Here is a 26,683-nt window from a genome sequence, read left to right on the forward strand (position 1 = left end):
TCTACCGACCGCGGGAGGGCGCGATGACACCGGAACCGGAACCGGAAGCGACCGAGGCCCTCGACGCCTCTCCGGCACCGGCCATCAGCTCCGGCCCGAGCCCGGCACCGTCCACCGGTCCCGGCCCGGCACCGGCACTGGCACTGGCACGCCCCGACGATCCCGGACGGAATGCGGCGTCACCCACCCGTCTCGACCTGACACCGGCGCGCCCCGACGATCCCGGACCGAACGCGGCACCGTCCATCCGTCTCGGCCTGGCACCGGCACGGCCCGGCGACGGCCTCGGGCCCGATCCGGGATCTCCCGATGTCGCCGGCGCTGACGTCTCCGGCACGGGGCGAGCCCGGTCCGGCGGCTCCGGCACCAGGGTGGCCTCACGCGGCACCTCCCCCACGCCTCCAGTGCCCCGCGACAGCCACGACGAGACGCGCACGGACCTGACTCCGTCCGGCAGTCCAGGCGTCAGGACGTCATCCCCCAGCGCCTCCCACCTGAAGCCGGCACATGCCGGCAGCTCCAGCTCCGAGGCGGCACCCAGCAGCCCTGATGCCGACACCGCACCGTTCAGCGGCTTCGGCCTGGGCCTGCCGGCGTCCGACGACAGCGCCACGGCAGCAGCCGGACCGGAAACGCCCGAGCCGCCCGGCACGGCCGGACCTCAAACAACGTGTCCCACCCCTACGACCCCGCTACCTGCGGTCCTCGCGACGAATGCCACAACGACGAGCACTTTGCCCGATCAAGCGCCGGACGCACCAGATGCCCCAGACGCCACAGGCGGGCACCTGATGACCGAGCAGCGCGAGAGCCGCCCCGCGCCGGCACCTCCAAGCCCTCAGCAGGTCACCCACCCCGGGCAGGAGTTCGCCCTGGCGTGGAGCGGCCTCGGGCTCAGCCGCGCGGCGTCCGAACACGTCCCCGCGACGTCGCCGCAGCGACCCGCGACCCTGCCCTCTCCGCCTTCCTCTCCCCGCGTCGTCCTCGTCACGGGCTCGACGACGGGGATCGGCCGGGCGGTGGCGGTCCGGCTGGCCGCCCGCGGAGACCGCGTCGTGCTCCACGGCCGCGACGAGGAGCGGGCCGACAAGGCCGCCGCCGAGGTCGCCGCGCAGACCGGCGGCCTGACGGACGCGGTGCACGGCGACGTCGCCGACCCCGCCCTCGTCGCGGCCATGATGCGGCAGATCTACCAGCGCCACGGCCGTCTCGACGCGCTCGTCGTCAACGCCGGCATCCACGCGGCCGGCCTGCTCGGCATGGTGCGCCACGAGACGGTCGGCCGCCTCTTCCAGGTCAACGCCGTCGGCGCGACCCACACCCTGCAGGCCGCGCTCAGGCTGCTGCGACGCGGGACGTTCCCGGCGGTGGTCGTCATGTCCTCGGTCATGGGCCTCGCGGGCGGCCCCGGCCAGACGGTCTACTCGGCCTCCAAGGCCGCGCTCGTCGGCCTCACCCTGGCCGCCGCCAAAGAACTGGGCCGCTCCGGCATCAGGGTCAACGCGGTGGCCCCCGGCTACATCCAGACCGACATGTTGTCCACGCTCGACCCCGACGCCCGTACCGCCACGATCGCCGCCACCCCGCTCGGCCGGCTCGGTCGTCCCGACGACGTCGCGGGCGCGGTCGCGTTCCTGCTCTCCCCCGACGCCGACTTCATCACCGGCCAGATCCTCGGGGTGGACGGGGGTCTGGTGCCATGACGAACCACGAACAGCAGCCGACGCCCTCCTCGACCCCTGGAACTCCGACTACGCGGCCCGGCACGCAGCCGGCCCCGACGCTCAGTGCCAATCCGGCGCTCAGTGCCAATCCGGCGCTCAACGTCGAAACGGCGGTCGCCTCGCGGCGGGCAACCGTTTCACGGGGCGGCGACACGGCTCAGGGCGAGGCATCACCGCAATCCGCGGCAACTGCACTGGCATCCGCCTCCGCAGCAGCCGCACCGGAAGCCGCCTCCGCGCCGGCACCGGCCTCCGCCGCAACACCGGCACCGGCCTCCGCCCCCGCGTCCGCCTCCGCACCGACCTCCGCGTCCGCCTCCGCACCGGCCTCCGTGTCCGCCTCCGCACCGGCCTCCGCGGCCGCACCGTCACGGTCCTCCGTTTCCGCACCCGCATCAGCGCCCGGATCCGCAGCCGCGGTCGCGCCCGCGTCGGTGGCCGGAGGGTTCGCGGTCGCCGCGAGTGCCTTTCCTCATCCGCAGGCGCGGCTGATCATCGCCGGGGAGTCGGTGGTGCTGGGCGCGGGTGAGCTGGAGCGGCGGGTGGTCCGGACGGCGGAGGTGCTGGCCCGGCTGCGTCCCGGCCCGTTGTTCTGCGGCATGCGGAACAATCTCGCCTCCGTGCTCCGCTACCTGGCCGCCTTCCGCTCCGGCCGGCCCGTGGCGCTGCTGGACCCGGATTTGTCGCCGGGGGCGCTGGCGGAGCTGGCCGCGCGGTTCCGGCCGGCGGCGCTGCTCGGGTTCACGCACGCCGGGGACGGCTCGCCGCCCGCGCGGCGCGACGTGCCCGATCCGCATCCCGATCTCGCGGTGCTTCTCGCCACCTCGGGGTCCACCGGCAACCCCAAGCTCGTCCGGCTGTCCCGCCAGGCCGTCCTGGCCAACGCCGCCGGCATCGCCACAGCCCTGTCGATCACTCCGCGCGAGGTCGCGCCCACCAGCCTGCCGCTGCACTACAGCTACGGCCTCTCGGTGCTCAACAGTCACCTGATCGCGGGCGCGACGGTGATGCTGACCGAGGCGGGGCTGCTGGAGCGCTCGTTCTGGACGCATCTGGACGCGCACCACTGCACGTCGCTGGCCGCCGTCCCGTACCAGTACGAGATGTTGCGCCGGCTGCGCTACGACCGGGCCGAGCACCCGTCCGTCGCCACGCTCACGCAGGCCGGCGGGCGGCTCGCGCCGGAGCTCGTCACCGAGTTCGCGGCGAAGGCGGACCGGTTCTTCGTGATGTACGGGCAGACGGAGGCGACGGCCAGGATCGCCGTGTTGCCGCCGGACCGGCTGGCCGACAAGCTCGGCTCGGTGGGCACGGCCGTGCCCGGCGGGCGGCTGGAGATCGAGGACGGCGAGGTCGTCTACCACGGGCCCAACGTGATGATGGGCTACGCCGAGACGGCCGCCGACCTGGCCCGAGGGGACGACCTCGGTGGGGTGCTGCGCACCGGCGACCTCGGGCACCTCGACGCGGAGGGCTTCCTTCACATCACCGGACGGCTCAAGCGCATCGCCAAGATCTTCGGCGTGCGGGTGAACCTCGACGACGTCGAGCGCCTGCTGCGCGGTGCCGGGCCGGTCGCGGCCACGAGCGGGGACGACCGGGTGACCGTCTGGGCCGAAGGGCTCGACGCCGCCGGCTGCGCGGGGCTCGCGCGGCGGCTGGGCGCCGAGCTGCGGCTGCACTGGAGCGGTTTCGACGTCCGGCCGATCGAGCGGCTGCCGCTGCTCGCCACGGGCAAGGTCGACTACCGGGCCCTGGAGAGTCGTACATGAGCGGTCGCGGGGTGCGGGGCGCGGCGCGAATGCGGCTGATCGGACGCTTCATGGGAGGTGAGGGGCAGGGCGGCAGAGCCGCCTGTCGTCATGGTCTGCGAGGGGTGGTGTGGGGGGCGAGGGAGACGGGCGCTTGGTGGCTGTGCGCGGGCATGGGTGCTTGGCGGCGGCGTGCGGGCGCGAGGGCGTTGTGGGCGGCATCCGGACGTACGAGCACGAGCGGGGGTTCGGGGTGAGCGTTTTCAGTCTGCGTGAAGGGGAGCGGGAGGCGCGGCTCGTCAGGGAGCTGGCCGCGCTGACCGAGCGGCATCGGGAGGCGTGCCTGCCGTACCGGCGCATTCTCGAGGCGACGGGGGCGCGGCCGCCGTACGAGAGGCTGGTGGACCTGCCGTGGCTGCCGGTGCGGCTGTTCAAGACGCATGAGCTGCGGAGTGTGCCGCGCGAGCGGGTGTTCCGGGTCCTGACGTCCAGCGGCACCACCGGGCAGCGGCCGAGCCGGGTCTACCTCGACCGCGAGGCGGCGGCGGCGCAGACGCGGATGCTGGCCGCGACCCTCAAGGAGGTGCTGGGCGAGCGGCGGCTGCCCATGCTGGTGGTCGACAGCCGGGCCGTGGTCCGGGACGCGACGCTCAGCGCGCGCGGGGCCGGGGTGCTCGGGATGATGAACTTCGGGCGGGATCACACGTTCGTCCTGGACGAGCGGGGGCGGGTGGACGCCGAGGCGGTCAAGGGGTTCCTGGCCCGGCACGGCGGTCAGCGGTTCCTGGTGTTCGGGTTCACGTTCATGGTGTGGCTCTACCTGCTGGACCTGGGGGTGGACCTGTCGCAGGGGGTGCTCGTCCACTCGGGCGGCTGGAAGCGGCTGGCCGAGCAGGCGGTGGACAACGCCGAGTTCCGGCGGCGGCTGGGCGCGGAGTGCGGGCTCGTCCGGATCCACAACTTCTACGGGATGGTCGAGCAGATCGGGACCATCTTCCTGGAGGGGCCCGAAGGCGACGGGCTCTACTGCCCGGACTTCGCGGACGTGGTGATCCGGGATCCGGAGACGTGGGAGGAGGCGCCGGTCGGGACGCCGGGACTGGTCGAGGTGGTCAGCACGCTGCCCACCTCCTATCCCGGGCACGTGCTGCTCACCGAGGACATGGGGGTGGTGCGTGGGGTCGACGACGGGGCGTGGCCGGGGAAGCGGTTCGAGGTGCTGGGACGGTTGCCGCGGGCCGAGGTGCGCGGCTGCAGCGACACCTTCGGTGCGGGACAAGGGTGAGGGTCCCAGACTGCGGGTCCCAGGCTGAGGGCCGGGGCTGCGGGTCGGGGCTGCGGGGGCCAGGGTTTGAGCGCCCGCGTGGTGAGGGCTGGGCGTCGTGGTGGTGGCGGTGATGGGAGTGCGAGGAGAGGGGAGCGATGGAGGCAGCGGGAGCGGCGGCGGCCGTGGCGGGAGGCGTCGGTCGTGGCGGGAGCGAAGGCGGCGCGGACGATGAGGGACACCTGGTGCAGGTTCGGTTCCCTCTCGCGAAGGGCGGGCCTCATGTGGGTTCGCCGGATTCGGCGGGTTCGGCGGGTTCGGGGTGCTCTGACGGCAGGGGCGGGTCGGATGTCGTGGCGGTTGAGGAGCTGCTGCGGGGGGTGCGGGGTTCTGGGCTGAGTGTGGGGGATGAGCGGATCCGGGGGTTTCTGGGAGCGTTCGGGAGGCGGTTGTTGCGGCCTGCTCTGGCGCGGCGGCATCCGGAGCTCGGGTCCCTCGGATTCTTCCTGCGGCCGAGCGAGCTGGCGCGTACGGTGGACGCCCTGGCGGGCGAGCACGTACGGGTGCCGCGCGGTCTGGTCTTCCACATTCCGCCGGCCAACGTCGACACCGTCTTCGTGTACTCCTGGGCCCTGTCCGCGCTGATGGGCAACCGCAACGTCGTGCGGCTCTCGCCGCGGGCCGGGGCGGTCGCCGAGGTGATCGTCGAGACGTTGCACGAGGCGTTGGACGAGGCCGATCCCATCGTGAGCGAGACGCAGCGGATCGTCTCCTACGACCGGTCCCGCGAAGGCGTGACGGCGGCCCTGTCGGCGGCCTGCGACCTGCGGGTGGTGTGGGGCGGCGATCGTACGGTGCTGGAGGTGCGGCGGCATCCGCTCGCGCCGCACGCCCGTGACCTGGGCTTCCCGGATCGGTCGTCGTTCGCGGTGTTGCGGGCGGCGCAGTGGCTGTGCGCGGCGCGAGCGCTGCGGGCGAGCGTGGCGGAGGGGTTCGTCAACGACACGTACTGGTTCGACCAGGCCGCCTGCTCGTCGCCGCGGACCGTGTTCTGGGTGGGCGCGGAGGAGGACTGCCAGGCGGCCCGGGCCGACTTCACCGAGCACGTGACGCGGGTGCTCGACGGGCGTGGGTGGGGCGTGGACGCGGGGATGGCCGTGGAGAAGCGGGTGGCGACGTACGGGCTGGCGGCGGACGGCGTGGCCGGCAGCGTGGAGTTCCGGGGCAACGCGCTAGCGAACGTCACCCTCGTGGACGGGACGGCGGTGCCGCGGCGGTGGCTGGGGGCTGGGACGTTCGTGCACTGCAGGGTCGGGGCGTTGGCCGACGGCAGGTTGCTCACGTGTTACTCACCCGTTCGCCGCTCGAGTACCCCGAAGGGCCTTTCCGCTCGACTTGCATGTGTTAAGCACGCCGCCAGCGTTCGTCCTGAGCCAGGATCAAACTCTCCAAACAATGACTGTTCGGACAGTACTGTCCAAGCAAGAATCCGTCATGAATGACGGGGTGATACATGTGTGATGCACATGCACTGGCTTTTAACACACTGTTGAGTTCTCAAGAAACGGACGCGTACATCGTCAGCCAGGCTTTCAAGCCTTGCGTCGGAGGCGTTTCGTTTCGGTCTTTCGTTGTGTCCTAATTCTTTCAGTCGTTCAGGTGGCTGTCAAATTGACCGGCCCTGCTCGACCTGCTGGAATTAATCCGCGCCCCGTTTCCGGGGCAACCCCTCTAACTTACCAGCCGTTTCGCATGCTTGCGAACGCCACCGAAGTGGAGGTGTCAGGAGGTCGTCCCCGAAGTGAGGCCGGCGATCACTGCCGTTCTCGCGGGACTGGTGAACTCTATGTACGGTCCCGGGAACCGTCAAATCGACGGCTCCCCCCGCGTGCACGGGGTAGGAACCGGGGGTGCGAGATCAACCCCTTCCCCGGGCGCTCATCATCCTGGTCGGCATCGCCGGCGCGGTGGTCGCCCTGTTCGGCCTGCGTGAGGTCAGCTCGATCGTCGGCCCGGTGGTGCTGGCCCTGGTCCTGGTGATCGCCGTCGCGCCCGTGCGCGGCTGGCTCGCCGCCAAGGGGGCGCCGGGCTGGCTGCAGGTCGCGGTGCCCTTCCTCATCGTCGTTCTGGTACTGCTGGGCATGGTGGGCATCCTGACCATCTCGGTCACGCAGCTCGCCTCGTTGCTGCCCACGTACACCGACCAGTTCCAGCGGTTGCTCGTGGACGCGCAGAAGTGGGCGGCCTCGTACGGGCTCGGGAACGACGTGCTCAGCAGGACGCTGCAGACGTTCGACCCGACCCGGCTGCTGGGGGTGGCGCAGAGCCTGCTGGGGAGCCTGATCGGCGTGCTGTCCGCGTTGTTCCTCATCGTGGTGCTGCTGCTGGCGATGTGCCTGGACGCGCCGGTCACCGCCCGCATTCTCACCGCGGGGGAAGGCAACAGGCCGCAACTGGTGACGGCGCTGGCGACGTTCGCGCACAAGACGCGGCGCTACCTCATCGTCTCCACGGTCTTCGGACTGCTCAACGCGGTGCTCGACGTGGTGGCGCTGTCGATTCTGCAGGTGCCGCTGCCGTTGTTGTGGGGGGTGCTGGCGCTCATCACGAACTACATCCCGAACGTGGGGTTCGTGATCGGGCTGCTGCCGCCCGCGATGCTGGCGCTGCTGGACGGCGGGGTGCGGACGATGGTGCTCGTCATCGCCGCCTACATCGTGATCAACGTGGTCACGCAGTCGTTCATCCTGCCCAAGTTCCTGGGGGACGCGGTGGGGCTCTCCACGACCATGACGTTCATGTCGTTGCTGTTGTGGACGTTCGTGCTGGGGCCGCTGGGGGCGATTCTGGCCATTCCGCTGAGCCTGCTGGCGCGGGCGGTTCTGGTGGACAGCGATCCGAGTGCGAAATGGGCGCAGGCGTTGATCTCGGGGAAGATGCCGAACGGCGATTAGCCGCGAGGGGCGAGGGCGCTGAGGGTGACGCCGCTCAGGCGCTTGACGTCGTGGGACAGGTGGGCCTGGTCGGTGTAGCCGGCCTCAGCGGCGACGGTGGCGTGCGGGACTCCGGCGCGGGCCAGGCGCAGGGCGTGCTGGAAGCGGATGATCCGTTGCAGCGTCTTCGGGGCGTAGCCGAAGGCCGCCAGGCTGCGGCGGTGGAGCTGGCGTTCGCTGAGGCCGAGGTCCCAGGCCGTTTCGGCGATCGAGCGGCCGGAGCGCAGGGCGGCCGCGAGGCGGGCGGGGGCCGGGGCGGGCGCAGGGGCGGCGGAGCGGGCCGGGCGCGTCGCCTCGGCCGGGAGAGCGGCGGCGCGGACGGCACGGGTCAGGGCGTGGTGCAGGGCGGGGATCGCCGATCCACCGGGCACGGGCGGTGCCGTGGCGAGGAGGGCGAAGCCGGGCCAGGCCGCGGCCGGCAGGTCGGCGAGGGGGACGCGCTGGTCGCGCAGGGCGTGCAGGGGGACGCCGAACAGGCCGGCGGCCGCGCCCGGCCGGAAGCGCACCCCCACGAACACGTCGCCCGCCGCCGTCGCCACCGGGCCGGTGTCGGGGCCGGCGACGAACGGGCCGCCGGGGCCCCAGTACAGGTCCACGCAGGCGTCGGGCACCACGAGCAGATCGCCGGCGGACTCGCTGACCCGGTGCCAGTGGCAGGCCACGACGGCAGCCAGGCCGGGGTCGGGAGACCGTTCCGCGTACATGCCTCCAACGTACGCGGCGCTCAGCCGGACGGGAGCCGGCCGTACGCGCGCAGCGTCTTCAGCCGCTGGACCGTCATGTGTCCGCCCCACTCGTGCTTGACCAGCGGCGTCCACATCGTCCAGTTGCCGTTCCAGCCGCCCTCGGCGGACTGGGCCGCGAGGAGGGCGTCGAGGTGCAGGTCCAGGACGTCCTTGGTGAAGAGCGGCAGCCGGAGCGGGTAAGGGGCGAAGTCCAGGGGGAAGTGGACCTCGCCGGGCTCGGCGGGGTCGAGGGCGACCGTCGCGAGGATGGCCTCGCGCAGCCGCTCGAACTCGCTGTCCGCCCGGTCCCGCTCCGGCACCAGGTCCAGGAACGTCACGATGGCGCGGGCCTCGTAGGCGTTCGGCTCGTCCACGGCGGCGATCGTGGACCAGCAGAACTCGGTGGCGGCGGCCAGCCACGGGTGGGTGATGAGGTGCTTGTGGAGCAGCCCGGCGATGGACGCCGTGGGGACGAGGCTGCCGGGCGGGTCGTCGTCGCTCTGCCACCAGGGCGCGCGCGGGTCGTGCCGGACGGCGGGCGTGGCGAACGGCACCCCGCCGTCGCCGGTGGTCAGGTGGGCCAGGTAGTCGCAGGCGGCGGGCACCATCGGCGAGGGGAAGGCGTCCAGCTCGTCCATGATCCACAGGGCCACCTCGACGGGCTCCGGCTGGCTGCCGGGGCCGCGCAGGTCGGGTTCGAGGGCGTGGCCGAAGCCGCCGTCGGGGTTCTGGTAGCAGCGAAGCGCGTCCAGCACCCGCTCGCGGTCGCCGTCGCGGAAGAGCGCGGCGAAACGCAGCCGGTCGATGAGCCTGGCGTTCAGGTACAGGTAGCGTTCCGCGCGATCGAGCACATCCATGATGGAGATCCCTTTCGCAGGTCGGTGGCACCCCCTACCCCGCAGCGCGGAGGCACGGCGGCTGGTAGGGGGTTGTCACCGCGGGGCTACCCGGTCAGGGCGTGGCCAGGGCCTCCGTGGGCGGCATGCGGGCGGCCCGGACGGCCGGGTAGAACCCGGCGAGCCCTCCGATGACCAGCGTCGCGAGCACCCCGCCGAGCATCGCCCACAGGGGGACGACGGCGGGCCAGCCCTGGAGCCCCGCGTACGCGGCGGTGACCCCGATGCCGAGCAGCACCCCGCCGACGCCGCCGAGGGCGGACAGCAGCAGCGACTCGGCGAGGAACTGGAGCCGGACCTGTCCCCGGGTCGCGCCCAGCGAGCGGCGCAGGCCGATCTCCGCACGCCGCTCCAGCACCGAGATGACCATGGTGTTGGCCACGCCCACGCCGCCGACGAGCAGCGCGACGCCGCCGAGGCCGAGCAGCAGGGCGTTGAGGGTGGCGTCGGTGGCCTGCTTGGCGGCCAGGACGTCGGAGGGGCGGGAGACCTCGACCTCGTTCGGCTTCTCGGGGTTGGCGGTCGCGCCGAGCACGCCGCGGACGGCGGCGACCTGCGACTCCTCGGCGCGGGCGTAGATCGTGGTCGGGTAGCCGTCGAAGCCGAGGCGCCGCTCGGCGACCGGCCAGCCGACCAGGGCGGCGGTGTCCAGCTCGGGGGCGAGCGGGGCGGGGGCGAGCACGCCCACGACGGTGAACCACTCCCCGCCGAGCCACACCCGCTGCTCGGGCCCGGCATGGACGACGCCGAGCCGGTCGGCGGCCTCGGCGCCGAGCACGGTGGCCGGGTAGCGGTGGGTGGCGGCGTTCAGCCAGGCGCCGGAGACGACGCCGGCGCCGACGTCCTGGAGCAGGTCGAGGCGGGCGGCGGTGACGGAGATGCTGCCGGTCTCGGCGGGCGGGACGCGGTCGTTGCGGTAGACCCTGGCGCCGGTGGTGCCGGTGGCGGTGACGGAGGTGACGGGGGCGATCTGGGCGATCATGTCCTCGGCCTCGGCCGGCAGGTGGGACGCCTCCCCGAACAGGGTCTTGCCGGGCGCGACGGTGAGCAGGTTGGTGCCGAGGGCGGCGAGCCGGCGGTTGAGGTCCTCCTGGCTGGAGGCGGAGATGCCGACGACGCCGAGCATGGCGGCGATGCCGATGGCGATGCCGAGCGCCGACAGGAAGACCCGCAGCGGACGGGCGCGCAGCCCGGCCCCGCCGACCCGGACGACGTCCCTGGCCCGCATCCGGTGTGCGGTCAGCGCGTTCACGCGGGCACCCCCTGCACGATGCGGCCGTCCAGCATCTCCACCTGACGGGGCAGGGAGGCGGCGATGTCGCGGTCGTGGGTGATGACGACGACGGCGGTGCCGGCGGCGTTCAGCTCGCGCAGCAGCTCCATCACCCCGGCTCCCGACCGGGAGTCCAGGTTGCCGGTCGGCTCGTCGGCGAGCAGCAGCGCGGGCTCGCCGACGACGGCGCGGGCGATGGCGACGCGCTGCCGCTCGCCGCCCGACAGCTCGTGGGGGCGGTGGCCGAGCCGGTGGGCGAGGCCCACGCGCTCCAGCGCCTCGTACGCGCGGAGCCGCCGCTCGCGCTGCGACGGCCCGGCGTACAGCAGGCCGTCGGCGACGTTGTCCAGCGCGGGGACCCCGGGGGCCAGGTGGAACTGCTGGAAGACGAAGCCGATGACGTTCGCGCGGAGGGCGGACAGCTGCCGGTCGGTGAGGGTGCTGACGTCGTGCCCGGCGACGCGGACGACGCCGCCGGTGGGCCGGTCGAGGGTGCCGATCATGTTGAGCATCGTGGACTTGCCGGAGCCGGACGGGCCGACGATGCCGACCAGCTCCCCCGGGCCGATGTCCATGGACACCCCGCGCAGCGCGGCGACGTCGCCGTAGAGCTTGCTGACGTCGCGCAGCTCGGCGATCACGCCGGCACCGCCACGGTGGTGCCCTCGGCCACGCCGGTGACCTCGACCTGGCCGTCGGCGAACAGGCCGGTCGTGACCGCCGCGTAGCGGGTGGCGGCGCCCTCGACGACCTGCACGCCGTAGCCGCCCTCGGCGAGGGCGACGAGCGCGCCCACGGGCACGGCGAGGACGTCCGCGCGCCGCTCGGAGACGAGCGTGACGTCCACGGGGGCGGCGTCGTACGGCTTCTTCAGCCCGCTGACCGCGATGGTGACCTCGATCGTGGTGGCGGGGTCGTTGCCGGTGCCGGTCTGGGTGGCGACCTTGCCCACGCTCGTGACCTTGCCGTTCACGGTGGCGCCGTCGGGCAGCTCGACGCCGGCCTTCATGCCCCTGCGCACGAGGTGCTCGTCAGCGACGTCGAGGTCGACGCGGACCTGCCGGGTGGTGCCGGTGGCGGTGAGGACGGGGCCGGTCGCGCTGTCGCCGAGGGCCTTCTTGAGGCCGGCGACGCGGATCGGGCCGGCGGCCACGACGACGTCGCCGGGCCGGACGCGGCCGGTGACGTCGTGACCCAGGTCCTCCTGCCATCGCTCGACGGCGTCGGCGGTGGCCCAGGTGTAGGTGTCGTCCACGTCGAAGCCGGTGTAGCCGAGCTTGGCGAGGTTGCGTTCGAGGAGTTCGACGTCCTTGCCGTGGGCGCCGTCCTGGAGGGTGCGGTAGAGGGGCAGGTCGCCGTACAGGAGGGGGCGGCGGTCGGCGTCGACGCTGTAGACGCCGTGGCCGCGGGTGATGACGGCGCCCTCGGCGGGCAGCCAGGTGATCGTGCCCTGGGTCCGCCCGGTGACGGTGACCGGGTCGCCGTAGCCGAGGGTGCCGTTCACGGTCTCGGTGGCGGTCAGCGTGGTGCGGACGACCTGGGCGGTGGCGGGCGGCCGCCGCGCGGCGGCCGCGCCGCCGTCTCCGGAGCCGCCGAAGCCGGTCGGCGGCGGCGGCCACCGCGGCGGCCAGCAGCGCCGCGCCGCCCACCCAGGCCAGGGCGCGCAGCGGCCTGCGGCGGCGGGGCGGCAGGGGGCGCAGGGCGCGCCCGTCCAGCTCCCTGACCTGCGTCACTTGCCGCCCCCGATCCGCGGGAAGGTGTCCCGGCAGGCTTCGAACGCCTTCTTGAAGGCCGGGTCGTCGGGCTTGAAGGCGCGGGCGGTGCCGCTGGCGAAGCCGCCGTCGGGGTCGGGGTCGGGCATGTTCACGCCGTGCTCGCGCATGCACCGGGCGAACTGGCGCAGCTGCTCGACCTGCTGCGGGTCGAGGCTCTTGCGGTCGAGGGAGGGGGCGTACTGGCGGCAGGCGTCGGTGGCCTGCTTGATGGTGTTCTTGTCCAGGCCCTCGCCGATGATCTTGACGAGGCCGCCGTCCTTGGTGTCGGGGTCGTCCATGGGGACGCCGTGCTCGCGCATGCACCGGGCGAAGAGCCTGCCCTGCTCCTGCGGGTCGGCGGTGGCGCTGGGGGACGCGCTCGCCGGGGGCGGGGCCGAGGCGCCGGCCACGGAGGCGACGCCCGGGCCGCCGCTCTGGCCGCCGCACCCGGCGGCGAGGGCGGCGAGGCCCGCCAGCAGGGCGGTCGTGAGGAGTGTCCGTCTCATGCCCCCGACTGTGCTGAGCGTCGCTCAAAGCGGCCTGGGAGCCGCCTCGGAGTCAGGTAGGAGGCCGGGCAGGAGCACGCGGAAGCGGGCGCCGCGGCCGGGCGCGGTGTCGACCTCGACCCGGCCGCCGTGGGCCTCGACGATGGCGGCCACGATGGCGAGCCCGAGCCCCGCCCCGCCGTCGGCCCTGGAGCGGCCCTGCCCGACCCGGTAGAGGCGGTCGAACAGGCGCGGCACGTGCTCAGGCGGCACGCCCGGCCCGGTGTCGGCGACCTCCAGCACGGCGAGGCCGGCCGCGCGGCCCACGCCGACCGTGACGGCGGCGTCGGGAGGCGTGTGGGTCAGGGCGTTGCCGACGAGGTTGGCCGCGACCTGGCGCAGGCGGGCCTCGTCGCCGGTGACGGCGACCGGCGCGAGCGGGCCGCCGAGCCCCGTCAGCCTGACCGGCCGGCCGGGGACGCGGGCGCGGGCGTCCCTGATCGTGTCGGCGGCCACCTCCAGCAGGTCCACCGGGCCGCGGTCGAGGGGGCGCTCCTCGTCGAGCTGGGCCAGCGTGAGCAGGTCGTTGACGAGCACGCCCATCCGGGCGGCCTCCTCCTCGATGCGGCGCATGGCCTCGCCGGCGTCGCCGCCCCTGCGGTGCAGCTCGGCGAAGCCGCGCACGGAGGTGAGCGGGGTGCGCAGCTCGTGGGAGGCGTCGGCGAGGAAGCGGCGCATCCGGGCCTCGGAGGCGGTCCTGGCGGCGATCTCGGCCTCCAGGCGGTCGAGCATGACGTTCATGGCGCGGGCCAGGCGGCCGGGCTCGGTGTACGGGCCGCCCGACGAGCCGCCCGACGAGCCGTCCGGGCCGCCGGCGGGGCCGTGGACGGGGACGCGGCGGGAGAAGTCGCCGCGGGCGATGTGCCCGGCGGTGGTCTCCATCCTGGTGAGGGGGCGCAGGCCGAGGCGGACCACGGCGTCGGCGGCGAGGCCGAGCAGGAGCAGGATGAACGCGCTCACGGCGACGGCGATGGCGGCGGCCGAGGTCTCGGTCTGCTCCACCTCGTACAGGGACTGGGCGGCGACCAGGACGCCCCCGCCGGTCTGCGGGACGGCGCGGACCCGCCAGGACGGCCCGGTGGTGCCGGCGACGGTGTACGGCCCGCCTGTCCGGATCGGGCCCGGGCCGAGGTCGGGGGCGGGCTGGGCGGGGTCGATCGCGGTGGAGAACCGCAGTCGGCCCGCGTCGTCGTAGATCATGAACTGCTGGGTGGCGGCGGCGCGCTTGGCGAGCAGCGTGTACAGGTCGTTGAGCGCGACCGGCTTCGGCACGATGAGCTGGATGCTCTTGGTCGAGGCGATCTTGGCGATCTGGTTGAGCTGGGCGTCAACGCGGTCGAGCAGGTTGCCGCGCAGCAGCGTGACGCCGGCGACGTTCGACAGCGCGAGGGCGACCGTGGCGAGGCCGAGGATGGCGAGGACGAGCCGGACGCGCAGGCTCCACGTCGCGGGCCTCACCGCGGGGTCCGCAGGGTGTAGCCGACGCCGCGCACGGTGTGGATGAGCTGCGGCTCCCACTTGTCGATCTTCTTGCGCAGGTAGTAGACGTACGACTCGACGATGCTGGAGTCGCCGTCGAAGTCGTAGCGCCAGACGCTGTCCAGGATCTGCGCCTTGCTCACCACCCGGCCGGCGTTCGTGAGCAGGTATTCGAGGAGGTTGAACTCGGTCGGCGACAGCTCGACCGGCACCCCGGCCCGCCGCACCTCGTGCGCCTGCGGGTCGAGCTCCAGGTCGGCGTAGCGCAGCACCTCGTCCGCCGGGGCCGAGCGGCTGCGGCGCAGCACGGCGCGAATGCGCAGCACGACCTCCTCCAGGCTGAACGGCTTGACCACGTAGTCGTCCGCGCCCAGCGTCAGGCCCTGCACGCGGTCCTCCACCTGGTCGCGGGCGGTCAGGAAGAGCACCGGGACGCTCCCGCCGAGCCGCCTGGCGACCTCGAACCCGTCGAAGTCCTCCAGCATCACGTCCAGCACCACGAGGTCGGGCCGGAACTGGCGGGCCGCCGTGACGGCCTCGGCGCCGGTGGCGGCGGTGCGCACCTCGTACGAGACCAGGCGGAGCGTCTGGGAGAGCAGGGCTCGGATGTTCGGCTCGTCGTCCACCACGAGCACCCTGGCCGGTCGGTCCATGCTTCAAGGATTACCCGGGCCAGCTCAAAGCCGGCTCAAAGCGGTAATTGCGTTGCCCGGCGGCGCGGGCGCTGCCTAGGGTGACGGCCATGACCTCGATGTTCTGCTGCCCCGTCTTCATCCGCATCCGCCGCGGCCGGGCTCTGGCCCGCTAGCGGACGCGTCGAACCCGAGCTGAGGCAGCGCGTCCGCAACGCGTGCCCAGGGCCCTTCGAGACCCGATCGACTCTCGAGGACCCGGAAGGGCAGTGCTGTGGCGCAGAATTTCGCACACGGGAACTATTCACACACTCAGAAGAAGGCCAGGAACAGCGGCGGCGGCCGCACGCCCCGGGACCGGGCGCGGCGCACGCTCTCGCAGAACTTCCTGGTCGACCGCCATGCCGTCGAGCTGATGGTGAAGGCCGCCGCCCCGGAGGGGCTGGTGCTGGAGCCGGGGCCGGGGGAAGGGGCGCTCACGTTCGCCCTGGCCGAGGCGGGCGCCCGCGTCGTCGGCCACGAGATCGACCCGGTGCTGGCTGGCCGGCTGGCCGCGCGCACCCGCGACGATCCCCGCATCCAGGTGGTGCGGGGCGACTTCACGGCGGCGCGGGCGCCGCGCGAGCCGTTCGCCGTCGTCGGCAACATCCCGTACTCGGTGACGTCGAGGATCGTGGACTGGTGCCTGCGGGCGCCGGGCCTGACCTCGGCGACGCTGCTCACGCAGCGGGAGTACGCGCGCAAGCGGAGCGGCGACTACGGCCGGTGGAGCCTGGTCACGGTCGAGTCGTGGCCGTGGTTCCGCTGGCGGCTGGGCGACACGATCGGCAGGGAGAGCTTCCGTCCCGTGCCGTCGGTCGACTCGGCGATCCTGCGCGTCGAGCGCAGGCCCGAGCCGCTCGTGGCCGGGCGGCGCTCGTACCGGGAGCTGGTGGAGCTGGGCTTCGGCGGCGCCGGCGGCTCGGTGCGGGCCTCGCTGCGGGCCCGCTACGAAGGGGTGGACGCCGCGCTGCGGGCGGCCGGGGTGCCGAAGGACGCCGTCGTCGGCCACGTCCACCCCGACCAGTGGGTGACGCTGTGGGAACGGCTATGCCGCTGAGGTGACCCCGGCCTTCTCCGGGGAGCGGGCCAGGGCGGGGGCCGTCGCGTCGCGGCGGCCCCACGGCATGGCCAGCAGCAGGATCGGCAGCAGCGCGACCGAGGCCCGCGACCACAACGAGTGCAGGTGCCACCAGGTGTTGGTGTCGAACTGGGTCATGTAGAGGTAGCCGTAGCCGGCCCAGAACGAGACGGCGAGGATGGCCGGCCAGGCGAACCGGGTGGGCCGGGCCACCAGGAACGGCATGAACCACAGCAGGTATTGGGCGCCGAGGCGCGGCGTGACCACCATGAAGATCAGCAGGATGGCGGTGGTGAGGTCGATCGGGTCGGCGCGCCGCCAGAGGAGGATGACCGCGATGACGCAGACGTAGATGAGGTTGGTGCCGAACGAGGCCAGGTCGGGGCGCAGCGCCCAGTCGCCGCTGGTGAACCACGGCGTCCAGCCGTACTCGCCGACGATCGGCCGGATGTCGCGGATGGTGTCGATGACCTTCGGCAGGTCGCCGATCGCGGTGCCGGCGAAGATCGGCAGCGTGACGAAGAAGAACACCGGCACGACGCCGGTGGTGAACAGGGCGGCGATGCGCGAGCGCAGGTTGGGCAGGAGCAGCAGCATGCCGGGGACCAGCCAGATCGGCCAGCTCTTGGCGCACAGCGCCAGGCCCATGAGCAGGCCGGCCGCCGCCCCGCGCTTGAGCGTGGCCTTGTCGTCGGAGCCGGGCAGCAGGGCGCGGTGCAGCATGCCGCCGCGGCCGAGCACCCGCACGGCCGACGCCTTCACGCCGTAGGCCGCCACGCCGGCCCGCACCTTGCCGACGACGTCGGTGAGGACGCCGGCGCGGTCGGGGTCGCCGGGGCCGCGCGCCACCACGAACGCGGCCACGCCGAACACCAGCGCGACCGGCTCGACCTGGCCGTGCACGCAGGCGATGAGCACGGCGAGCGGGTTGAGCGCGTACTGCAGGGCGCGCAGGTTGGCCTTGGGGCCGCCGGCCAGCCTGGCGACCAGCGGGATGAGCGCGATGTCGGCGACGACGGTGACCAGGCGGCCGGCGTACTCCCAGGGGATGCCGAACCAGAGCAGGAGGCCGTAGACGTACGGGATGGTCGGTAGGAAGTGCCAGCCGCCCTCGCTGGCCAGCACCGGGTCCTCGCCGCGGAGGATGGCCTCGCCGGCGGGCTTGAAGCTCTCGACGAAGTCGACGGGCTGCCATGAGTCGATCGCCGAGGTGTACATGATGAGCAGGCGCACGACGACGCCGACCGCGATGGCGGCGGCGAGCGGCGGGCGCCAGTCGCGCCACTGCGCGACGAGGGCGAACAGGACACCGGCGACGAGGACGATCCCCGTGAGGACTGCGTAATCCATGGCGGCAACTAGCCTGCCGCATCATTCTGGGTGCCGCCACCTGGGCTTCCGATTCTTATCCCCGACATGCCGACACGTATGGCGATACGACCTCACGCTTTGTGTTCAACTTTTTGCATGGGGGGATCGCAGGTCAACCAGGCACTGGTCAGGCTCTACTTCGAGGTGAGGGATGGGCTGCGCGACCCGGTCGCGGCGTGGGCGAAACTCACAGGCAATTCTCAGCAATACACCAGGACGCGGGGCGAGCGGCGGGTGCCGCTCGACGACGCGACCGCGGCGGAGCTGGCCGCCGCGGCCATCGTGCACACCGCCACCGAGCACGGGCCGGAGCGGGTGGCGGCCCTCGCGACCTCGCCGCTGGCGGGGCTGGTGGGCGGGCTCGGCGGGGCGGTGCTGACCGAGCACCCCTGCGCGCCGGAGCAGGTGCTCGGGACGCGGTTCGGCGGCCCGCCGCGGGCCGAGGACTGGGCGCGGGCGGCGTACGTGCTGCTGTGGGGCGAGAAGGACCGGCTGACGCGGACCGCGGACACGCCGTGGGTGATCGCCGGCCGGTACAAGGGCCAGAAGGTGGTCGCGATCGGCACGCATCCCACGCGGCTGTCGGACGAGACGCTGGTGGTGCGGCCGGGCACGGACGGCGCGCTGGCGATGGCCATGGGGCACGTGCTGCTCAAGGAGTTCTTCCTGGACCGCACGCCGTTCGAGCGGCACGCGATGGCGGCGACGGACCTGCCGTTCCTGGTGCGGCTGCGGGAGCGGGCGGACGCGTACGTGCCGGGCGAGGTGGCGGAGGGGCGGATCAGCGACCGGCTCAGCGTGTACGGCGGCGAGGCGGGCGGCGAGGCGGTGGAGGTGCTGCTGCCGCGCTTCGACGACGGGCCCGGCGTGCTGCGGCGCGGCGTGCCGGTGCTGCGGGACGGGGGCGAGCTGCTGACCACGGTCTTCGACCTGCTGCTGGCCGGGTACGGCGTGGCGCGGCCGGGCCTGCCGGGCCGCTGGCCCGACGGGTACGGCGACCGGGCCGAGCCGTACACGCCGGGCTGGCAGGAGGCGTGCACGGGCGTGCCCGCCTCGCGCGCGCTGAAGATCGCCCGGGAGCTGGGCGTGACGGCGGAGAAGACCGGCGGCCGGTGCGTGATCGTGCCGGGCCGGCTCGACACCCCCCACGCCGACACCGCCTACCGGGCGATGCTGGCGCTGCTGGTGCTGACCGGGTGCGGCGGCGGCTGGGCGCAGGCGGGCGCGGCGGGCATCCCGCTGGTGCCGTACCTGTGCCTGCACGCCTGCGGCGAGGACCGCGCCGACGTGGGCGCGCTGAGCTGGGCGCTCGCCGAGGGGCTGTTCGCGCGGCGCACGTCGCGGTCGGTGCTGCTGGAGGCGGTGCGCGACGGCTGGCCGATGGCCCCGCCGCCGCGCGTGCTGGCCCTGCCGCGGCCGATCTACCCGCTGCCGCCCGAGGTGGACCTGCTGATCGGCCCCGACGAGCACTGCGACCTGGCGCCGCCGGACCCGGCGCTGGTGACGGCGGCGGTCGCCCGGCTGGCCGGCCGGACCGCCGCGGCCGAGCCGGGCGGCGGGGCCGCGGACGGGCGGATGCGGCTGCTGGTGGACCACGCCTGGATGCGCGAGTACGGCGAGGCCCTGCCGACGTACCGCCCGCCGGGCCTCGGCGTGCCGCTGAAGCCGACGCAGCTCGTCCGGTTCAGGTGAGGCCGTCCAGGTAGGCGCGGTGGCTCCTGGAGAACTCGAAGGCGTTGTACCTGTCCCAGTTGACGGACCAGGCCATGAGGCCGCGCAGGCCGGGGTAGACGCCGCGCGGCCGGTAGGAGCCGCAGTTCGTGCCCTTGGCCAGGCAGTCGAACGCCTTCTGCACCTCGGCGACGGAGGTGAACCCGTTGCCCGCGTTGACCGAGGCGGGCAGCCCGATGGCCACCTGGTCCTGGCGCAGCGGCGGGAACACGTTCGCCGGGTCGCCCATGATGGGGAAGCCGGCGAGCAGCATGTCGGTCATGGCCACGTGGAAGTCGGCGCCGCCCATGGTGTGGTATTGGCCGTCCAGGCCCTTGATCGGGCCGGAGTTGTAGTCCTGCACGTGGAGCAGGGTGAGGTCGTCGCGCAGGGCGTGGATGACCGGCAGGTAGGCGGCGCTCCTCGGGTCGGCCGCGCCGTTCGGGCCCGGGCCGTAGAACTGGTGGCCGAGCTGGACGAAGAACGTCTCGGGGGCCATGGTGAGCACGAACTTCGCCCCGTAGCGGGCCTTGAGCGCCTTGAGCGCGGCGATGAGGTTGACCACGACCGGGGTGGTGGGGGCGCTCAGGTTCGTGTCGCCGGGGTTCAGCGAGAGCGAGTGGCCCTCGAAGTCGACGTCGAGGCCGTCGAGGCCGTAGGTGTCGATGATGGCCGCGACGGACCGGACGAAGGCGTCGCGGGCGGCCGTGGTGGTGAGCTGGACCTGGCCGTTCTGGCCGCCGATGGAGATCAGCACCTTCTTGCCCTGTGCCTGCTTGGCCCGGATGGCGGCGATGAAGTCGGCCTCGGGCTCGACGTTCGGGCACTCGGCGGCGGGGCAGCGGCGGAAGCGGATGTCGCCGGAGGTGACCGAGGTGGGCTCGCCGAAGGCGAGGTTGATGACGTCCCACTCGGGCGGGACATCGCTCATCCTGATATATCCGGATCCGTTGGCGAACGACGCGTGCAGGTAGCCGACCAGCACCCGTTTCGGCAGCGTCCCTCCCCCGCCGCCCGCGGTCGTGGTGCCGGTGACCCCCGGGCTGTAGGCCGAGCAGTTGCCGGCGGCGTCGCAGGCGCGCACGCGGAAGCCGTAGGAGGTGTTCGCGGTGAGGCCGGTCGCGGTGTAGGTGGTGCCGGTGACGGTGGCCGGGGCGCCGTTGTCGCGGGAGACCTCGTAGCGGGCGACGCCGGTGTCGTCGGTCGAGGCGGTCCAGGTGACGGTGAGGGTGGAGGAGGTGGCGGCGCCGACGGTGACGTTCGCCGGGACGGTGGGAGCCTGGGTGTCCGGCGTGCCGCCGGGGCCGTCGAGGACGACGTCGTCGGCGAGGTAGGGGCCCTGGCCGTACCAGCCGTTCACATAGAGCGTCACGGACGTGGTGGACGGGCCCGTGGTGAAGGACGTGCGGAGCTGGGCCCAGGACGCGCCCGGCGAGCCCCATGTGCTGGCGTTGACGCCCGTGCCGGTCGCGCCGAGGAAGACGTAACCGCCCTGCACCCAGGCGGACAACTGGTAGGCGGTGTTCGGCTGGACGGACACCGTCTGCTGGCAACGGGCCAGATCGGTGCCCGCGGGAATGGCCTGGAGCGCCTTCGCGCCGCCGTGCACCGGGGCGGACACGGCCTGGCCGGCGGGGCACGTCCAGGCCGTGAGGCCGGACTCGAAGCCCGGGTTGGCGAGGAGGTTCGCGGCGTGGGCGGGGGCGGCGGTCAGGACCAGGGTGAGGGCGGCGGCGAGCGCCGCTGCGGCGGGTCTCATGGGGGGCTCCTCGGCGGGGTGGGCCCGCCCCGGGGCGAGCGGGGCGGGCCGGGTGGCGGGTCAGAATCCCGCGGTGATCCTGGTGAAGTCCCAGTCGGTCTGGGCGATGCCGCTGCAGTTGGACGTCACGCCGCCGCCGGGGCAGCCGCGGTCGCGGTTGACCGCCCAGTACGCGAGCCGGGTCAGGCCCTTGGACCTGGCCCAGTCGCGGATCTGCGTCCAGGTGGCGGTGCTGGTCAGCTCCTGCTGGTCGGACAGGCCGTTCATGCCCGAGATGCCCATGTGCGCGTACGCCTGGGCGTCGCTCCAGCCGAAGGCGTTCTTGAGCGCGTTCTTCAGGCCCTCGGAGGCGTTGACGGTGTCCTGGTAGATGTTGGAGCTGCCGAAGTCGAACGGCATGATCGTGTAGTTGTCGATCGGGACGCCGAGCGCCTTCGACTGGTTGATCAGGCGCACGCCGTGCGCGTTCGGGCCGGTCGTGGTGGTGCCGAAGGTGACGACGGCCTTGACGTTCGGGTTGTTGGCCTTGATGATCTTGATGCCGTTCAGGATGCGGTCCTGGACGGTGTAGTTCTCGAACTCGTCGGTGTTCTCGATGTCGAAGTCGACGACGGCCGGGCCGACCGCGTTGATGACCTGCTGCACCGCGCCGGCGAACGCCTCGGGGCTGGAGCAGTTGGGGCCGAGCTTGTTGCCCTGCCAGCCGCCGAAGGAGATCTGGACGCTGCCGCCCTTCGACTTGATCGTGTTGATCGCCTGCTGGTCGGCGCCGCCGGTGAGCGGCCGGTTGCCGTCCCAGGCCGGGGTGCAGCCGCCGCTGGACAGGATGAACGCCATCGTGAACGACTTCACGCCGGTCGCATCCATCACGGCGCCCGGGTCGGGCGGGTTGCCCCAGCCCATGTAGAGGTAGGGGGCGCCGGCCAGCTTGCCCGGATTGCCGGTGCAGCCGCTGGTGGTGGCGGTGGCGTCGCGGCCGGCCGACTCGCCCGCCGAGTTGTACGCCTTGACGGTGTAGGTGTGGGTCGTGCAGGCGCCGAGCCCCGAGATCGTCGCGCTCGTGCCGGTGACCTGCGCCTTCTGAGTGGCGCCCTCGTAGACGCGGTAGCCGGTCACCGTGCCCGAGGAGGCGCCCCAGCTCAGCGAGACGCTGGAGCTGGTCACGGACGTGCTGACCGTGCCGGGCTGGCCGGGCGCGCCGGTGCCGCCCGAGGTGGTGGCGGTCACGGAGTTGCTGGCGCCGGACAGGTTGCCGGCGGCGTCGCGGGCCCGGACGGTGTAGGTGTAGGCGGTGTTCGCGGCGCGGCCGGTGTCGGTGTACGTCGTGCCGGTCACGGTGGTGACCAGGGTGCCGCCCCGGTAGACGTTGTAGCCGGTGACGCCGACATTGTCGGTGGAGGCGTTCCAGGCGAGCGCGACGCTGCTGGAGGTGACGCCGGTCGAGCGGAGGTTGCCCGGCACGGACGGCGCGGTCGTGTCGGTGCCGCCGCCGGTGGAGACCTTCCACAGGGCGGGCACGTTCGGCGGCTCCCAGCCGGGCTGGGAGGTGTGGGCCTGGATGCACACGTAGTCGACGCCGTTGTAGGTGACGACCGCGCCGATGGCGTAGGCGGTCCACGGGGCCCACGCGGCGGCCAGTTGCCGCTGGACGGCGGCCTGGGCGGTGGGGGCGACGGCGCTCAGGCCGGCGCCGGTGAGGGCGAGGACCGTGCCGGCGACCAGCGCGGTCAGTCTGCTGCGAAATCTCATGGCATTCCCTGGAGGTGCGGCTTGACGGTCTTGCTGAAGGACCAGTTGTTGCTGGCGTCCCAGTTGATGGACCAGGTCATCGCGCCCCGGAGGTCCGGGTAGGCGCGGGGCGGCACGAAGGTCCCGCAGCTGGTGCGCCTGGCCAGGCAGTCGAGCGCCTGGTTGACGAGGGCGGGCTGGACGACGCCCCCGCCCGCCGCGCCCGGCCCGGCCGGCAGGCCCAGCGCCACCTGGTCGGGGCGCAGGCCGTTCTCCAGCTGGATGCAGGCCAGCGCGGTCATGAAGTTGACGCTCCCCTGCGCGTACGCCTGCGACTGGTCGCAGCCGAGCATGGAGCCGGAGTTGTAGAACTGCGTGTGGACGACGGTGAGGATGTCCTTGATCGACAGGGCGAGCTTGAAGTACTCCATCCCGGTGGACTGCATGTCGATCGTCTGCGGGGCCATCGTGATGAGCAGGCCCGCGCCGGCCTTGGCGCGCAGGGCGCGGAGGGCCTGGGCCATGTAGGTGGCGTTGAGCCCGTTCTCCAGGTCGATGTCCACGCCGTCGAAGCCGTAGCTCTGCATCAGCGCGTACACCGAGTCGGCGAAACGGGCGGCGGCGGCCGCGTCAGCGACCTGCACCCGGCCGGCCTCGCCGCCGACGGACAGGATGACCTTCTTGCCCCGCTGGTGCAGGGCCTGCACGTCGGCCTTGAACTGGGCGTCGGTGTAGCCGCCGAGCGCGGTGGCGAGGCCGGCGTCCACGGCGAAGGCGACCTGCCCGGCGGTGCTCGTGGCCTCGCCGAACGCGACGGCGACCAGGTCGTACTCGTCGGGCACGGCCGAGAGCCGGAGCTCGGTCGCGGCGTTGACGAAGTTGTGCCAGTAGCCGGTGAGCGCGTGCCTGGGCAGCGTCCCGCCGCCTCCCGTGCAGCCGGCGGTGGTGGCGGTCACGGGATCGCCGGCCGCCGACTCGCCCTCGCCGTTGTACGCCTTGACCGTGTAGGTGTGGCTCTCGCAGGCGCCGAGGCCGCCGATCGTGGCGGTGGTGCCGGTGACGGCGGCCTTGACCGCCGTGCCCTCGTAGACGCGGTAGCCGGTCACCGTGCCGGAGGACGCGCCCCAGGTGAGGGTGACGGAGCTGGTGGTGCTGGTGGCGGAGGCGGCGCCGGGCCGGCCGGGGACGCCCGCCGAGGGGCCGCCGCCGCACGCGGACCCGTTGAGCGTGCAGCCGGTGATGCCGGGGAAGTTGCCGGGGCTGCCGTTGAAGCCGAAGCTCACGCTCGCGCCGGCGGGCAGGCCGCCGGACCAGGACGGGTTGGTGAACGTGTAGTGCTGGCCGCTCCTCGTCATGACCGCGTCCCACGCGGACGGGATCGAGTAGCCGGAGGGAACGTCGAACTGCACGTTCCAGCCGGTCATGGCGGTGGTGGTGGCGTTGGTGACGGTGACCTTGCCCTCGAAGCCGGAGCCCCAGTCGGAGACCTTCGTGAAGGTCGCCGTCGCCGTGGCGGCGTGGGCGGGGGCGGCGGGGAGGGCCAGGGCGAGGGTCGTGAACGCCAGGAGGATCGCGCGGTGTCTCACGGGCTCTTCCTTACGGGGGGTGACGTGCCGCACGGCTCGCACCGGGGGGTGCGGAGCGCGAGCCGTGCGGCACGGGCCACGCTTTGCGGAGGCAGTAAGGTTTTGTCCGGTTGGCCATTTACTGTTAGGAAAGTTTCCTAAGAGTTGTCGCGATCGTAGCTTTGACAAACCGTCCTTACAAGACCCAAAAAACGGCTCCGCCGTACGAGGCGGGGGCCCGTACGGCGGAGCGGGGCTGTACGGGGGCCAAGCCCGTACAGAGGGGAGGGGGTACGAGGCGGCGCCCCGTACGGCGGAGCGGGGGCTGTACGGGGCCAAGCCCGTACAGAGGGGAGGGGGTACGAGGCCGGGGGCCCGTACGGCGGAGCGGCAGCTGCCTCTTACGGCTGCTGGGTGATCCTCACGTCGTCTATACCTGCTTCCACCAGGGAGGCGGTGCCGGCGTCGGCGGCGTCCACGAGGATGCGGACCGTCTGGCCGGCGAAGGCGTTCAGGCTCGCGGTGGCCGTGGCCCACGCGCCGTTGCGGTTGGCGGCCGCGCCCGCCTGGTTGAGCACGGTGGCCGTGGTGTCGCCGACCACGCGCACCCGCAGGTAGTCGGCGCTGGTGGCGTTCGAGCCGTGCGCCAGGTACCAGGACAGCGACAGCGTGAGCGAGCCCGTGGCGGGCAGCGTGATCGGCGGCGACTGGATCGAGGTGACCCCGCCGTCCACGTCGTTGTCGCCGGCGGAGGCGCCCGCCAGACGGCCGGTGACCAGGTCGTTCGTGCCGCTGACCGTGGTGCCGAGCTGCTTGGCGCCCGAGGACGTGGTGGCCTCGGGGTCGCCCCGCTCCCACAGGCCGAGCGTGGCGGTGTCGGTGCCGGCCGGGTTCGCGGTCCAGCCGGTCGCGCTCTCGAACGTGTCGGCGTAGACGTTCACCGGCGGCGTGCCGGTGCCGCAGTACTGGCTCTCCTTGCCGATGATCCGGTAGACGCAGTCGGAGTACTCCAGGAAGCGCAGCACCGCCTCCCGGTTGCGGGTGGTCTGCGGGACGATCTGCTCGTCCGGCGGGTAGAAGCCGGGGTTGGAGCCGGTCGGGTACATCTCGAAGGTGAAGCTGAAGATCTTGTAGACGCCCCACAGCCAGTCGTCGATCGTGCCGTCGGTGATGTAGAGGTCGCTGGCCTGCTCGGGCGTGTAGCCGTTGGTGGAGGCCATGTTCTGGCCAAGCGTGGCGTGCGCGTCGCGGTCGTCCTGGGTCAGGCCCGGCGCGGTGTCGGCGGTGGTGAAGCCGTAGGGCCACAGGACCAGCTCGCTGTAGGTGTGCCAGTCGAGGTGCGCCTTGATCTGCTGGACGCCGCCCACGACGCGGCCGCGCACCCAGTTCGCCGTGGCCCGGACCTCGGGCGCGGACTCGGCGCTCGCGCCCCGGTAGGTCTCGCTGGAGGTGGTGCCGGAGGAGCCGCCGCAGCAGCCCCAGTTGTAGGCCCAGTTGCGGTTGAGGTCGGTGCCGACCGCGCTGGAGCCGGAGTTGGGCTGGCGGTTCTTGCGCCAGGAGCGGTAGCTGCCGGTCGCGATGTCGTACTCGCCGCCGTCCGGGTTGAGGTCCGGCATGATCCAGATCTCGCGGCTGTTGACCAGGTTCGTGATGCGGGAGTCGGTGCCGTAGTTGTCGGCGAGCAGGTGCATGATGTACAGCGCCATCTCCACCGTCAGGTGCTCGCGGGCGTGCTGGTGGGCGGTGAAGAGCACTTCCGGCTCGGCCTCGTCCGTGCCCACGTTGTCGCTGATCTTGACCAGGCGGAGCTCGCGGCCCTCGTACGAGGTGCCGTACGTCGACTGGCTGACGATGCCCGGATGGGCCGCGACGATGCTGTTGATCTCGGCGTTCATCTCGGCGTAGTTGTGGTAGGCCGAGTCGGCGGGCGGGAAGTCGAACGCCTCGACGCCGGACGGGGGCGCCGGCCGGGGCGCCTCGGTGACCCGGTAACCGAGCCGCCTGATGGCGGCCGCCTCCGCTGTGGTGGCCGTGACCAGCACCGAGCCGGCGGCCACCTCCTCGATGGCCGCGCCGGTGGCGGCGACGGCGCTGCGCTGTTGCGCGGTGGCCGGGCCCTGGACGCGGTACTGCTTGTTCGGCGGGGGCTCGGCGGCCGCCCCGGCGCCCGTCATGCCGGTGAGGCAGACGAGGCCGAGTGCGGCGAGCAGGATGACGAAACGGCGTTTCACCTGGTCCTCCTAGGGCGCTCGGGATGGGATGGTGACCAGCGCCTGAACCGAGAGTGAGGATGTCCCGATCATCCGCAAAGGCCCAAAGTTGCGGACGTCCGGATCCCTGACAGACGGCTGCCAGGTCGATGCCAGCGCCGCCAGGAAGAGTGGCGGGCATCCG

The 26,683-nt window shown here is 73.0% G+C and carries 20 protein-coding genes; 7 read left to right on the top strand and 13 right to left on the bottom strand.

The features are described from left to right. Nucleotides 1-791: 791 nt before the first annotated feature. The 5 genes from MF672_RS47715 (at nt 792) to MF672_RS47735 (ending at nt 7,693) form a co-directional block, all read left to right on the top strand. Complete coding sequence (locus MF672_RS47715; RefSeq protein WP_242371983.1) at nt 792-1,703, top strand: SDR family NAD(P)-dependent oxidoreductase; 912 nt, start codon at nt 792-794, stop codon at nt 1,701-1,703. A gap of 455 nt (nt 1,704-2,158) precedes the next feature. After that, a complete protein-coding gene (locus MF672_RS47720; RefSeq protein WP_242371984.1) occupies nt 2,159-3,496 on the top strand; it encodes an AMP-binding protein in 1,338 nt (445 codons plus the stop codon). 232 nt (nt 3,497-3,728) lie between these two features. Further along, nucleotides 3,729-4,760, top strand: coding sequence for a LuxE/PaaK family acyltransferase (locus tag MF672_RS47725; protein WP_242371986.1), 1,032 nt, complete (start codon nt 3,729-3,731; stop codon nt 4,758-4,760). Nucleotides 4,761-5,191: 431 nt separating this feature from the next. After that, nucleotides 5,192-6,241, top strand: a complete 1,050-nt coding sequence (locus tag MF672_RS47730; RefSeq protein WP_247815798.1) for an acyl-CoA reductase — start codon at nt 5,192-5,194, stop codon at nt 6,239-6,241. A 408-nt stretch (nt 6,242-6,649) separates the two neighbouring features. Continuing rightward, entirely contained in the window at nt 6,650-7,693 is a 1,044-nt protein-coding gene (locus tag MF672_RS47735) for an AI-2E family transporter (RefSeq protein ID WP_242383849.1), read from the top strand. Here MF672_RS47735 and MF672_RS47740 read toward each other — a convergent pair. From MF672_RS47740 to MF672_RS47775, 8 genes are all read right to left on the bottom strand, one after another. Further along, a complete protein-coding gene (locus tag MF672_RS47740) occupies nt 7,690-8,436 on the bottom strand; it encodes a DUF6597 domain-containing transcriptional factor (protein WP_242383850.1) in 747 nt (248 codons plus the stop codon). The genes MF672_RS47735 and MF672_RS47740 overlap by 4 nt on opposite strands. A gap of 20 nt (nt 8,437-8,456) precedes the next feature. After that, a complete protein-coding gene (locus MF672_RS47745) occupies nt 8,457-9,314 on the bottom strand; it encodes a hypothetical protein (protein ID WP_242383851.1) in 858 nt (285 codons plus the stop codon). Between the two features lie 94 nt (nt 9,315-9,408). Continuing rightward, nucleotides 9,409-10,581 (bottom strand): ABC transporter permease, encoded by a 1,173-nt coding sequence (locus tag MF672_RS47750; RefSeq protein ID WP_242383853.1) that lies wholly within the window; start codon nt 10,579-10,581, stop codon nt 9,409-9,411. 20 nt (nt 10,582-10,601) lie between these two features. After that, entirely contained in the window at nt 10,602-11,264 is a 663-nt protein-coding gene (locus MF672_RS47755) for an ABC transporter ATP-binding protein (RefSeq protein ID WP_242383854.1), read from the bottom strand. After that, nucleotides 11,264-12,130: a peptidoglycan-binding domain-containing protein gene (locus tag MF672_RS47760; protein WP_247815799.1), complete on the bottom strand. Its 867-nt coding sequence runs from the start codon at nt 12,128-12,130 to the stop codon at nt 11,264-11,266. Before MF672_RS47760 ends, MF672_RS47755 begins: the two co-directional genes overlap by 1 nt. A 225-nt stretch (nt 12,131-12,355) precedes the next feature. After that, nucleotides 12,356-12,886 (bottom strand): hypothetical protein, encoded by a 531-nt coding sequence (locus MF672_RS51705; RefSeq protein WP_302893422.1) that lies wholly within the window; start codon nt 12,884-12,886, stop codon nt 12,356-12,358. Between the two features lie 24 nt (nt 12,887-12,910). After that, nucleotides 12,911-14,383 carry a HAMP domain-containing sensor histidine kinase gene (locus MF672_RS47770; RefSeq protein WP_242374449.1) on the bottom strand — a complete coding sequence of 491 codons (1,473 nt, stop codon included), beginning with the start codon at nt 14,381-14,383 and terminating at the stop codon, nt 12,911-12,913. Further along, nucleotides 14,380-15,057 carry a response regulator transcription factor gene (locus tag MF672_RS47775; protein ID WP_242374450.1) on the bottom strand — a complete coding sequence of 226 codons (678 nt, stop codon included), beginning with the start codon at nt 15,055-15,057 and terminating at the stop codon, nt 14,380-14,382. The genes MF672_RS47770 and MF672_RS47775 overlap by 4 nt, the downstream gene beginning before the upstream one ends. A 253-nt stretch (nt 15,058-15,310) precedes the next feature. On the opposite strand from MF672_RS47775, the gene erm reads away from it, so the two are divergent. Beyond that, nucleotides 15,311-16,135 (top strand): ErmE/ErmH/ErmO/ErmR family 23S rRNA (adenine(2058)-N(6))-methyltransferase, encoded by an 825-nt coding sequence (gene erm / locus MF672_RS47780; protein ID WP_242374451.1) that lies wholly within the window; start codon nt 15,311-15,313, stop codon nt 16,133-16,135. Here erm and MF672_RS47785 read toward each other — a convergent pair. Then, nucleotides 16,124-17,506 (bottom strand): putative hexosyltransferase, encoded by a 1,383-nt coding sequence (locus MF672_RS47785; RefSeq protein WP_242374452.1) that lies wholly within the window; start codon nt 17,504-17,506, stop codon nt 16,124-16,126. The two genes, erm and MF672_RS47785, sit on opposite strands and share 12 nt — an antisense overlap. Nucleotides 17,507-17,623: 117 nt before the next feature. Here MF672_RS47785 and MF672_RS47790 point away from each other — a divergent pair, with 117 nt between their 5' ends. Further along, entirely contained in the window at nt 17,624-19,219 is a 1,596-nt protein-coding gene (locus MF672_RS47790) for a molybdopterin-dependent oxidoreductase (RefSeq protein WP_242374453.1), read from the top strand. On the opposite strand, the gene MF672_RS47795 is transcribed toward MF672_RS47790, so the two are convergent. The 4 genes from MF672_RS47795 to MF672_RS47815 all read right to left on the bottom strand — a co-directional run bounded on the left by MF672_RS47795 (nt 19,212) and on the right by MF672_RS47815 (nt 26,520). Next, on the bottom strand, nt 19,212-20,996 hold the full coding sequence (locus MF672_RS47795) for a chitinase (RefSeq protein WP_242374454.1): 1,785 nt from the start codon (nt 20,994-20,996) through the stop codon (nt 19,212-19,214). The two genes, MF672_RS47790 and MF672_RS47795, sit on opposite strands and share 8 nt — an antisense overlap. A 60-nt stretch (nt 20,997-21,056) precedes the next feature. Continuing rightward, nucleotides 21,057-22,745 carry a fibronectin type III domain-containing protein gene (locus tag MF672_RS47800; protein ID WP_302893423.1) on the bottom strand — a complete coding sequence of 563 codons (1,689 nt, stop codon included), beginning with the start codon at nt 22,743-22,745 and terminating at the stop codon, nt 21,057-21,059. Further along, nucleotides 22,742-24,310, bottom strand: a complete 1,569-nt coding sequence (locus MF672_RS47810; RefSeq protein WP_242374455.1) for a chitinase — start codon at nt 24,308-24,310, stop codon at nt 22,742-22,744. Before MF672_RS47810 ends, MF672_RS47800 begins: the two co-directional genes overlap by 4 nt. A gap of 380 nt (nt 24,311-24,690) precedes the next feature. Next, nucleotides 24,691-26,520, bottom strand: coding sequence for a M14 family metallopeptidase (locus MF672_RS47815; protein ID WP_242374456.1), 1,830 nt, complete (start codon nt 26,518-26,520; stop codon nt 24,691-24,693). Between the last annotated feature and the right edge of the window lie 163 nt (nt 26,521-26,683).

Source organism: Actinomadura luzonensis, assembly GCF_022664455.2.
GTDB classification, from domain to species: domain Bacteria; phylum Actinomycetota; class Actinomycetes; order Streptosporangiales; family Streptosporangiaceae; genus Nonomuraea; species Nonomuraea luzonensis.